Source organism: Lamprobacter sp. (genome assembly GCF_034860625.1).
Lineage (GTDB): Bacteria > Pseudomonadota > Gammaproteobacteria > Chromatiales > Chromatiaceae > Lamprobacter.
The window spans coordinates 40,061-50,067 of the sequence record NZ_JAYESN010000030.1 but is presented as its reverse complement, the minus strand read 5'-3'; the positions used below and the strand labels follow the sequence as shown (position 1 = coordinate 50,067).

General features: G+C 61.5%; 10 protein-coding genes. 8 read left to right on the top strand and 2 right to left on the bottom strand.

Annotation, left to right across the window (positions count from 1 at the left end; genetic code table 11):
* The first annotated feature begins 105 nt into the window (after positions 1 to 105).
* From tnpC to VBE63_RS10260, 3 genes are all read left to right on the top strand, one after another.
* Complete coding sequence (gene tnpC / locus VBE63_RS10270) at positions 106 to 1,773, top strand: IS66 family transposase (protein WP_323682927.1); 1,668 nt, start codon at positions 106 to 108, stop codon at positions 1,771 to 1,773.
* A 97-nt stretch (positions 1,774 to 1,870) separates the two neighbouring features.
* Positions 1,871 to 2,350, top strand: coding sequence for a hypothetical protein (locus VBE63_RS10265; RefSeq protein ID WP_323682926.1), 480 nt, complete (start codon positions 1,871 to 1,873; stop codon positions 2,348 to 2,350).
* On the top strand, positions 2,313 to 2,576 hold the full coding sequence (locus VBE63_RS10260) for a hypothetical protein (protein ID WP_323682925.1): 264 nt from the start codon (positions 2,313 to 2,315) through the stop codon (positions 2,574 to 2,576). The genes VBE63_RS10265 and VBE63_RS10260 overlap by 38 nt, the downstream gene beginning before the upstream one ends.
* A gap of 211 nt (positions 2,577 to 2,787) precedes the next feature.
* On the opposite strand, the gene VBE63_RS10255 is transcribed toward VBE63_RS10260, so the two are convergent.
* Complete coding sequence (locus tag VBE63_RS10255) at positions 2,788 to 3,453, bottom strand: rhodanese-like domain-containing protein (RefSeq protein ID WP_323682924.1); 666 nt, start codon at positions 3,451 to 3,453, stop codon at positions 2,788 to 2,790.
* A 675-nt stretch (positions 3,454 to 4,128) separates the two neighbouring features.
* On the opposite strand from VBE63_RS10255, the gene soxA reads away from it, so the two are divergent.
* From soxA to soxB, 3 genes are all read left to right on the top strand, one after another.
* Positions 4,129 to 4,971, top strand: coding sequence for a sulfur oxidation c-type cytochrome SoxA (soxA, locus tag VBE63_RS10250; RefSeq protein WP_323682932.1), 843 nt, complete (start codon positions 4,129 to 4,131; stop codon positions 4,969 to 4,971).
* A 28-nt stretch (positions 4,972 to 4,999) separates the two neighbouring features.
* Positions 5,000 to 5,674 (top strand): sulfur oxidation c-type cytochrome SoxX, encoded by a 675-nt coding sequence (gene soxX, locus VBE63_RS10245; protein ID WP_323682931.1) that lies wholly within the window; start codon positions 5,000 to 5,002, stop codon positions 5,672 to 5,674.
* Positions 5,675 to 5,901: 227 nt separating this feature from the next.
* Positions 5,902 to 7,689: a thiosulfohydrolase SoxB gene (gene soxB, locus VBE63_RS10240; protein ID WP_323682923.1), complete on the top strand. Its 1,788-nt coding sequence runs from the start codon at positions 5,902 to 5,904 to the stop codon at positions 7,687 to 7,689.
* 110 nt (positions 7,690 to 7,799) lie between these two features.
* Here soxB and VBE63_RS10235 read toward each other — a convergent pair whose 3' ends face one another.
* Complete coding sequence (locus VBE63_RS10235; RefSeq protein WP_323682922.1) at positions 7,800 to 8,345, bottom strand: Smr/MutS family protein; 546 nt, start codon at positions 8,343 to 8,345, stop codon at positions 7,800 to 7,802.
* 78 nt (positions 8,346 to 8,423) lie between these two features.
* On the opposite strand from VBE63_RS10235, the gene surE reads away from it, so the two are divergent.
* Entirely contained in the window at positions 8,424 to 9,170 is a 747-nt protein-coding gene (surE, locus tag VBE63_RS10230; protein WP_323682930.1) for a 5'/3'-nucleotidase SurE, read from the top strand.
* 44 nt (positions 9,171 to 9,214) lie between these two features.
* A complete protein-coding gene (locus VBE63_RS10225) occupies positions 9,215 to 9,859 on the top strand; it encodes a protein-L-isoaspartate(D-aspartate) O-methyltransferase (RefSeq protein ID WP_323682929.1) in 645 nt (214 codons plus the stop codon).
* Positions 9,860 to 10,007: the final 148 nt, after the last annotated feature.

Below are 10,007 nucleotides of genomic sequence, written 5' to 3'. Positions count from 1 at the left end.
GGGCTCGAGCCGGGCCGTGTGCAGGCCCACAAACGGGCTCAGTTTGACCTGATTTGAGTGCGATAAGTCTTCGTTTTATCGGGCAAAACCAGTATAATAACGACCATGCAAACGGTCGCCCACACGCTGCCCGATGAGCCCTCCCAGCTGCACGGGATCATCCACCAACTGGTCGAACAACTCGCCCAGTCCGAGCAGCAGCGCGCCGAGCAAACTGAGCGGCTGGAGCAGCAAGCCACCACCCTGGCGCAACACCGCACGTACATCGATCAGCTGCTCGAGACCATCGAACTGCTGCGCCGCAAGCGCTTCGGCCCTAGCACCGATCAGATTCCCGACAGCCAGCTCGCCCTGTTCGATGAGACCGAGCTCGAAGCGCTGATCGGTGAGCTCGAAGAGGCGCTCGCCCGCGAGACGCCACCCGAGACCCACGACACCGACGAGCCCCCAAAGACCAAGGCAAAGCGCAAACCCGTGCGTCGGCGCTTACCCAGCCATCTACCGCGGGTGGAGCGCCTCCTCGATCTGCCCGAGGCGATCAAAGCGGCGATGGGTGAGGACTGGCGCTTCATCGGTTATGACAGCGCCGAGCAGCTGGCCGTGATTCCCCGTCAGTACGACGTCATTGAGTACAAGCGGGCCAAATACGTGCCGATCAACGATGCGGTGCCCGGCGCTGAGGTGGGAGTGAAGATCGCTCCACGTCCCGCGTCGATCATCCCCAAGTCGCTCGCCCACAGCTCGCTGATCGCGCAGATCGTCACCCATCAGTTTGTCGATGCGCTACCGCTGTATCGCCAGGAGCAGCTGTTCGCGCGCGAGGGCATTGAGCTCAGCCGCCAGACCATGGCCGGGCTGCTGATCGGGCTCAACGACCCGCTCCAGCCGGTGGCCGCAGCGCTCAAAGGGCTGCTCACCCAGGGGCCGGTGGTTCACATCGATGAGACCCCGCTGCAGGTGCTCGATGAGCCCGGACGCGACCCGACGCAACCGTCCTACATGTGGGCCTTCTGTGGCGGGCCACCCGGGATCGCGATCCGCTGGTTCGAGTACGCGCCGAGCCGCGGCGCTGAGGTCCCGCGGCGGGTGTTGTTCCCAAGCGATGCCGATCCAGCGTCGCCGTTTTATCTGCAATCCGATGGCTACAGTGCCTATCAGGTCTTGGCCACGGCGCCGGAGATCATCGATCACGCGGGCTGTTGGGCGCATGTGCGCCGCAAATTCGTCGAGGCCGCCAGTGGCCGCAATACCAGTGCCGCCCAGCAGATGGTGGCGCTGATCGGTGAGCTCTATGCCGTGGAGCGGCGCGTGCGCGAGTCCGATGCCGCGACCCGCCAGCGTGAGCGCAACGCGCACAGCCGCCCGATCCTGATGCGTATCCGCCGCTGGCTGGACAAGGCCGCCGCGCGCGCGGCACCGAAGAGTTTGCTTGGGCAGGCGATCCACTATTCGCTCGGCCAATGGCCGATCCTGATCACCTTCCTCGAGGATGGGCATCTGGAGGTCGACAATAACCGCGCCGAGAACGCGATCCGGCCGTTTGTCGTTGGCCGCAAGAATTGGCTCTTCGCCGGCAGTCCGAAGGGGGCGGAGACCAGTGCGCTGCTCTACAGCTTGGTCGAAACGGCTAAGGCGAATGGCCTCGAGCCTTGGGCGTACCTGAACCATCTCTTCGAGCATCTGCCCGCGGCGAAAACGCCCGAGGCCATCGCGGCGCTGCTGCCGCACAATCTAAAAATGGACGACCTCAATCAGCAGCCGTCAATCCGGTAGTTCGCCGGACGCTTACGAGGAGCGGGCCATCTCCCCCAGCGGACCGGAGCAGATCGCCCGCTGTCCGTTACGCATCGGCATCGTCTCCACCGGCCTGATGATCCAGCCGTCGCGCGAGAAGGAGGTGCTGCTCGGGATCAGCTTCACGCTGGTGATCCTCGATGAGGCGCACAAGGCGCGCTCGCGCCAGGGCATCGGCGCCAAGGCCGGCGAGCCGAATGCCTTGCTGACCTTCATGTTCGCGGTCGCCAACCGCGCTGAGCATGTCCTGCTCGGCACCGCGACGCCGATTCAGACCCGCGCCGAGGATCTCTGGGATCTGATGCGCGTGTTGCACCGGGGGAGCAACGGCTTCGTCCTCGGTCATGACTTTGCGCCCTGGCACAGCGCGAGTGATGTGCTGCCGATTCTTTGTGGCGAGATGCAGGTCGAGGGGCTCGAGTTCGGCTGGCGACTGCTGCGCTCGCCGCTCCCGACCATGGCCTCCAGCGTGGATATGCTGAACCTGGTCCACCAGGGCACCGTCGATGATGTGGTCTATGCCCGCGCTCTCCGAGCGCATGCGCAACCGCTATGACCTCTTCGGCGGTCTGCCCGACACCATCCGTGATGACTGGATCGACGACATCGAGACCCTGGGCGAGAAGATGGACCAGTACATCGAAGAACGCCGCCAAGCGACCGGCTTCGACCTGCGCTACAACGACAGCCTCCAACCCAGCGAGGATGCCTGGCGTGACTGCGCGACGGTGCTGGCTCGGCGGGATGTGGAGAATCTGATGCGCAAGGGGTGGAGTGGATAGAGCAGCATCAAAAAAGCGCCGATGAGGACATCGGCGCTTTGAAAGGGCGATGCGCGATGCCTGGACTCAGACATCTTTTGGGTTGAAGACGTTGGGCGCTTTCCTTCGGCGCCTTCTGGTCTTGCGGCAGCCGCCGCAAGCAGCACCTAGCCGGTTGATGTTGGAAGCGAGCTGGGGGTTCAGCTCAGCGTCTGCCTAGACTCGATCCGAGCTAAGGCTTGACGGCGGTCAAGCCAACGCTGAGCCAGTCCTGCATTCCACCCCGGTACCATTTGAGCTTGTCGACCGGGTAGCCGAATCCGGCCAGGGTCTTGAGGTTGGCGGTCGATTGTGCGCACCAGATGCCGTTGCAGAAAAGGACCAGGGTCTTGGCGTTCTCGAATCGCCATTGACCGCTGCTTGGGTCTTGGCTGGCGCCAAATTGCTCGGTCAGGATTTGTCCGAGGTCCTCGGCCTCGCCGGCCTGTTGCAGGCTGCCGCTAGGATCGGTGTTGAGTCTGTTCCAAGGGATGTTGACCACGCCCGGAATGGTGCCGCGCATCACCCAATCTGGCGTGCGTGAATCGATGACGAGGATGGAGTCGTCGCCCTGGTGGATGCGGCTCAGGTAGTCCAGAACCTCGAGCTCGCCGATGGTCTCGACGCCAGGGAGCGCTTGCATCGGCTGCACACAGAAAGGCGGACAGCCGCGCTCGGTCTTTTGGAACATCTCCGGCAGGGTCGCGTGGCGGTCCGCGCCGCGGGTGACCGTTAGGGTTGTGCCCTGGTGGCTGACGTCGACGCGCTCAAGCGTTGGCGTGATCTTGTTGTCCTCCGCTTGGGCGAACTGGCCGATGAGTAGCAGCGAGGCGAGGGCGAAGGTGGGACGGATGATCAAGGCGCGTGCTCCTTTAAGTTGAGTCTGACGTACATGGCGCGTCGCCACCCCGGACGATGAAGCGCGTGTTTCAGGGGATGACAGTTTAGACTGAGACCGCTTGCTTTAGGACTGTGGCAACCTGGGTAAGCTTTCAGATAACAAGCAATTATAGGTGATCAGGGCGGTCAAGTCCGCAGTGGATCATTGATTGATAACATTCTAATGTTCTGTTATTTCTTGACATGCGCACTTGGGTATTTGCAGGATAGCGCGGCGTTCAGGGTGCTCTACCCGAGCTGAGATCAAGAAAGACCATTCAGTGGATACGAGGTTTCAATGTTACGAAAGTTACTGCCAATGCCGCTCCGGTCGCGTCACCAAGTCTCCGGTCAGGCTGCGAATCAAGATCAACAGTTGCATCTGCCGGGCGGGCGCGCACGGCGTCTAGGGCGGGCGGCGTTGGTGCTACTGCTCGTGGCGTTGATCCCGCTGACGGTCTGGGCGACGACGCGTGAAGAGGCCGAATCCGCAATCTCCGAGGCCAAGCAGATGCGCGAGGAGGCGATCGCCGCAGGTGTCGCCGAAAGTCCTACCAACGAGATGATCGAGCAGGCCGAGTCGGTGTTGCCCTCGCGTCAGTACACACGGGCGTTGCAATACGCGAATTGGGCCAAGCGTCAGGATGCGATGGCGATGGAGTTACTCGCCAAGCAAGAGGCGCGCAAGGCGGCGGGCGAGGCAGCGAAAGCCGCCGTGGGCAGTTATCAAGAACCGCTCGATGTGCTGCAAGGGCTGATCAATCGCACCGGCTCGGATTATCTAGCGCAGAGCGACCAGAACCTGATGATGATGGCTGATAGCCCAGCGATCTGGACCGCAGAGGATGGCGAAGCCCTATTTACCGAGCCTCGGGGGCCGAACACTGTTTCGCTCGAGGAGTGCGATTTTGGCAAGGGACCTGGCGTGTTGGAAGGGGCCTATGCCGAGCTGCCGCGTTATTTTGAAGACACCGGCAAGGTGATGGATCTCGAGACGCGCCTGGTGCATTGCATGATCACGCTGCAAGGCTTTGCTGCGGATGATCCTGCGGTGACAAAGCGTCATGGCAGTGATACTGATCATATGAAGCTGCAGACCTATATTGCCAGCCAGTCGAGTGGCTTCGCCTGGAATCCACCGATGGATCATCCGCTGGAGAAGGCCTTGCGCGATGCTGGCGAGGTCATGTTCTACCGCCGTGCCGGCAAGGCAGACTTTGCCTGCAGCACCTGCCATGCCGAGACTGGAAAGCGCATCCGTGCCTCGGTGTTGCCGAATAAGAACATTCCAGAGGAATGGACCAAGGCCATCTCCTGGCCAGCGTTCCGCGTCGGCCACGACCATGTCCGCAGCAGCCAACACCGCCTACGCGGTTGCTACTGGCAGATGCGTCAAGCAAGCCCGGTTGCCGGCTCTGACGCAAGCATCGCCATGCTGAGCTACTGGACCGACGCGGCCCGCGGGCAGCCCGCGATCCTGTCAGATATGAAGCGTTGATCATCGACGCCAAGAGGAGATTCTAATGATGCCTAACAAGATGATTCTAGGGTGCATGGTCATCGGCCTTGCCGCGCTCTCAATCCCCCTCGGTGCGCTCGTTGCTGAGGAGGTTGATTACACCAAGATGACCCCCGAGGAGCTTGCCGAGTACCTGATCTTCGAGGCCGGCGGTTTCAAGCTCGATCAAGAGGTTCAGGAAGGCGGGACAGCGCGCCAGCGTATGGTGCAGGACGAGATACAGAACACCTGCTCAAGTATCGGTGGAGTTCGGCCAGACATGGAAACCCTGCTCGAGGTCAGCAAGCAGGCGCGCGAGACCATCGTTTATCCAGAAGAGGGCATCCAGCTTGGTGACTGGAAGCGCGGTCGTGATCTGGCTTGGTCCGGCTATGGCTTCCGAATTGGACACCGCATGGATGATCACGAGAACAACGATGTTGGCGGCAACTGCTATAACTGCCATCAGATCGGAACCGATCGCACCGGCGGCAGTATTGGCCCAAGCCTGGTGGGCTACGGAAGGATTCGCGGCGATAGCGAGGCGATCAAGAAGTACACCTATGACGTGATCTACAACTCGCACTCGGCCTTCCCCTGCACCAATATGCCGAGGTTCGGTCCCAGCGGCTACCTAGATCAGCAGTCGATCGCCGACATCATGGCCTATCTGCTCGATCCGGAGTCACCGGTCAACCAGTGATGTCGCGTTGTAGCGCATGGGCACGGCGATGTTCATCAACGCTCAAGGCATGGTGAACGGCCTCGAGCAGAAAGTCCCTAGTCTGGGGGAGGGCTTTGCTGAATGGCAATCCGGCGTAGCCCACGCGCATACTATGGCCGCTATCAGTCGTCCCGGGTGGGCCATCAGCCTGTGCGGATAGCGGCGAGTCGATAAGCAAAGCAGTATTAGGAGGAGATCGTACCCCAATGACTATTTCTCGCCGTGAATTCGTCCGTCTGTTGAGCCTGGCCGGTGCCGCTGGCCTGTTGCCGCGCTCGGTGTTCGCCGAGGCCAAGCAGCCGAGCGATCTGTATGAGGTGCCCAAGTTTGGCAATCTGACGCTGCTGCACATGACCGATTGTCATGCGCAGCTGAACCCGGTCTACTTTCGCGAGCCGAACGTCAACCTGGGCTTCGGTCCGGCCTTTGGTAAGGCTCCGCATCTGGTTGGCGATGCGCTGTTGCAGCACTTCGGCATCGAGCCCGGCACCCTTCAGGCGCATGCCTTTTCTTATCTCAATTTCGCCGAGGCCGCTGAGAAATACGGCACCATCGGTGGCTTTGCGCACATGAAGACCCTAGTCGATCGCATCCGCGCCGAGCGCGGCGACGGGAATACCCTGCTGATGGACGGCGGCGATACCTGGCAGGGCTCGGGCACTGCTTACTGGACGCGCGGCATGGATATGGTTGGGGCGACTAATCGGCTCGGCGTTGATGTGATGACCGGTCACTGGGAGTTCACCTACCTGGATGAGGAGGTGATCAAGAACATCGAGGCTTTCAATGGCGACTTCGTGGCGCAGAACGTGGCGGTGCGGGAGGAGGCCCTGTTTGATTATCGCTTCGAGGACTTCAGTGGCTTCCAGGAGGAAGCCGGGCTTGCCTTCAATCCTTATGTGATCAAGGAGGTGGGCGGCTCGCGCGTTGCGGTGATCGGTCAAGCCTTCCCTTATACGCCGATCGCCAACCCGCAGCGCTTCATTCCAGACTGGACCTTCGGTATCCAAGATCAGCGCATGCAGGCGCTCGTCGACAAGGTGCGCGACGAGGAATCGCCGGATCTGGTGGTCGTGATCTCGCACAACGGCATGGACGTGGATCTGAAGATGGCCTCGCGCGTTACGGGTATTGATGTGATCTTTGGCGGTCATACCCACGATGGCATGCCGGCACCCTCGATCATCGAGAACGCCAGCGGCAAAACCTTGGTCACCAATGCCGGCTCCAACACCAAGTACCTCGGCGTCATGGATCTCGACGTCAAGAACGGCAAGCTCCGCGACTATCGCTATCGGCTGCTGCCAGTGTTCTCGAATCTGCTTGAGCCGAACGCCGAGATGGTCAAGTACATCGAGGAGCAGCGTGCGCCTCATCTGGAGACATTGACCGAGGAGCTGGCGACGGCCGAAGAGGTGCTCTACCGCCGCGGTAACTTCAATGGCACCTTCGACCAGGTGATCTGCGACGCGCTGCGCAAGGTGAATGATGCCCAGATCAGCCTCTCGCCCGGCTTCCGCTGGGGCACTAGCGTGCTGCCTGGGCAGAAGATCACCATGGATCATGTGATGGATCAGACCTGCATCACCTATCCGGAGACCTATCGCCGGGAGATGACCGGTGCTGAGATCAAGATCATCCTGGAAGACGTCTGCGACAATCTGTTCAACAAGGACCCCTATGTGCAGCAGGGTGGTGACATGGTCCGTGTCGGAGGGCTTGACTATGTCTGCGATCCGACGGCTGGCATGGGGAATCGCATCACCGAGATGCAGCTTGACGATGGTACCAAGATCGAGGCCGATAAGACCTATGTGGTCGCCGGTTGGGCTACCGTTGGCAGTCAGTCGCCGGGTGAGCCGATCTGGGAGACGGTCGCGACCTATCTGCGCGATGTGAAGACGGTCAAGCTTGAGAAGCTCAACACGCCCAAGCTGAAGAACGTCAAGGGTAACCCTGGCATCGCCGACTACGACGGTGAGATCCTGAGCTAATCTCTTTGCGCTGGGTGCGGGCTTGTGCCCGCACGACTTTACCTGGTGCCTGCTCGCGACCCTTGGGTTCTGCCCGTTGGGCTCCGCATGACCCTGGATATCAGCGACGGCTAGCGCCGTCGTTTTGCCTTTTCTGGATTGCGCAACAGCACATAAACGGCGCCGGTCCCGCCGTCAAATCGAGGGGCGGAGCAGAAGGCGAGCACGTCTGGACGCAACCGCAGCCAGTAGTTGACCTTGCACTTCAGCACCGGTTGGCGTTGTGCCGAGCCGCGGCCTTTGCCGTGGATGATCTTTGCGCAGCGCAGATGCCGAGCGGCGCAATCGGCCAGAAAGTCTTGCAGCAGAGCACCGGCGTAGCGCAGGGTGAGTCCGTGCAGATCGAGCTCGAGGCTCGGCTCAATCTGACCGCGTTGCAATGAGAGGAAGACCCGCTTCTGTAGGCCCGGGCGCATAAATTCCAGATAGTCGTGGGTTTCGACATCCGACTCAGGCAGGTGCTGTGGGTCTTCGACTGGCGCCTCTTCGACGCGCGGGCGCGGAATCGGCTTGGGCCGTTCGCGGAATGGCTCGGCAATCTCCTTGTCGAGCGGAATCGCATCTTCGACTTCGGCGCGAAAGAGCGCATAATCAGCATCCTGAAGACGGTTTTTCACTTTTTTTCTCGCGTTGTCGCCGTGCCGATTCGAGAATGTAGCAAACTGGCGCAAGTGCTGGTTGTTCGCCCGATGCCTATGAAGATTCTCCTCAGTAACGATGATGGCTATCGCTCACCCGGTCTCCAAGCCCTGGCGAATGCGCTATTGCGCTTCGGTGAGCTGACGGTGGTGGCGCCAGACCGTGATCGCAGTGGCGCCAGCAACTCGCTCACGCTCGATGTGCCGATTCGCGCCGAGCGGCTCGAGAACGGCTTCATCCGTGTCAATGGCACCCCAACGGACTGTGTGCATCTGGCTATTACCGGTCTGCTCGAGGAGGAGCCTGACCTGGTCGTCGCGGGGATCAATCACGGCCCAAATCTGGGTGACGATGTGATCTACTCCGGCACCGTTGCGGCAGCGACCGAGGGTCGCTTTCTGGGCCTGCCGGCCTTGGCCATTTCCATCGACTCGCATGAGCCGCAGTACCTGGACACCGCTGCTGCGGTGGCGACGCGGCTGATTGCTGGACTCAGTCATCATGCGATGACAGGGAGCACCATCTTGAACATCAATGTTCCCGATCTGCCCCTGTCGGAGCTGCGCGGCATCCGGTCGACGCGGCTGGGTCATCGGCATAAGGCCGAGCCGATCGAGCGCATCCTCGATCCTCGCGGGCGACCTATGTTCTGGGTCGGTCCGGCTGGGCCGGAGCAGGATGCAGGCGAGGGCACCGACTTTTATGCGGTTCGCCAGGGCTATGTCTCGGTGACCCCCTTGAAGATCGATCTGACCCGCCACGAGGCGGTTGAGCCGTTGGGGCGATGGTTGGAGACGCTGTGAGCGAGCTTGCGCGGGCGCGCGACTCAACGGCTGCGGGTAGCGGCATGACCTCGCTACGGACCCGGGAGCGGCTGGTGCAGCGGCTTCTGGCGGCTGGTCTTGAGGACGATCTGGTGATCGCGGTGCTGCGTCAGTTGCCGCGCCATCTGTTCGTCGAAGAGGCGCTGGCAAGCCACGCTTATGAGGATTCGGCATTGCCGATTGGCTGGGGACAGACCATCTCGCAGCCATACATGGTCGCGCGCATGACCCAGGCGTTGCTCGCCGCCGGTCCCGTGCAGACGGTGTTGGAGGTGGGGACTGGCTCTGGCTATCAAACCGCGGTGCTTGCGGCGCTGGTGCGGCGGGTCTACAGCATTGAGCGGATCAGCTCGCTGCAGGCCCGTGCCGAGCAGCGATTGCGGGCGCTGAAGCTGCGCAACGTGCGGCTGCGCCATGCTGATGGCAGTACAGGTTGGGCGGAGTATGCTCCGTTCGACGGGATTCTGGTGACGGCCGCTGCCAGCGGCATTCCGCGCCGACTGGCCGAGCAGTTGGCGCCCGGCGGGCGCATGGTGCTGCCGATCGATTGTGGGCGCGGCCAGGTGCTGGTGCGTTTGCTCAAGAAGCGTCGCGGCCAGCGTTCCGGGTATCAGCACGAGGTGCTGGAGCCTGTGTCCTTTGTGCCTTTACTCGGGGGGCTTGCCTGATGCGTTTCTTCTCGGCCATGTTCCACCCGGTGATGGTCTGGTCGTGCCCTCCCGATGCCGCTAGGCATCTGAGAGCATTGCGATTGGCCGAGTTTAGGTTCTTTGCCCTCTTGCCGGATGTGATGCCGGATGTGATGCTCGCTCCGAT

What these genes read in the sequence shown, in the direction of transcription:
- tnpC (WP_323682927.1), top strand. Translation starts at nt 106, where the DNA reads ATGCAAACGGTCGCCCACACGCTGCCCGATGAGCCCTCCCAGCTGCAC.
- VBE63_RS10265 (WP_323682926.1), top strand. Translation starts at nt 1,871, where the DNA reads ATGATCCAGCCGTCGCGCGAGAAGGAGGTGCTGCTCGGGATCAGCTTC.
- VBE63_RS10260 (WP_323682925.1), top strand. Translation starts at nt 2,313, where the DNA reads ATGCCCGCGCTCTCCGAGCGCATGCGCAACCGCTATGACCTCTTCGGC.
- soxA (WP_323682932.1), top strand. Translation starts at nt 4,129, where the DNA reads ATGGAGTTACTCGCCAAGCAAGAGGCGCGCAAGGCGGCGGGCGAGGCA.
- soxX (WP_323682931.1), top strand. Translation starts at nt 5,000, where the DNA reads ATGCCTAACAAGATGATTCTAGGGTGCATGGTCATCGGCCTTGCCGCG.
- soxB (WP_323682923.1), top strand. Translation starts at nt 5,902, where the DNA reads ATGACTATTTCTCGCCGTGAATTCGTCCGTCTGTTGAGCCTGGCCGGT.
- surE (WP_323682930.1), top strand. Translation starts at nt 8,424, where the DNA reads ATGAAGATTCTCCTCAGTAACGATGATGGCTATCGCTCACCCGGTCTC.
- VBE63_RS10225 (WP_323682929.1), top strand. Translation starts at nt 9,215, where the DNA reads ATGACCTCGCTACGGACCCGGGAGCGGCTGGTGCAGCGGCTTCTGGCG.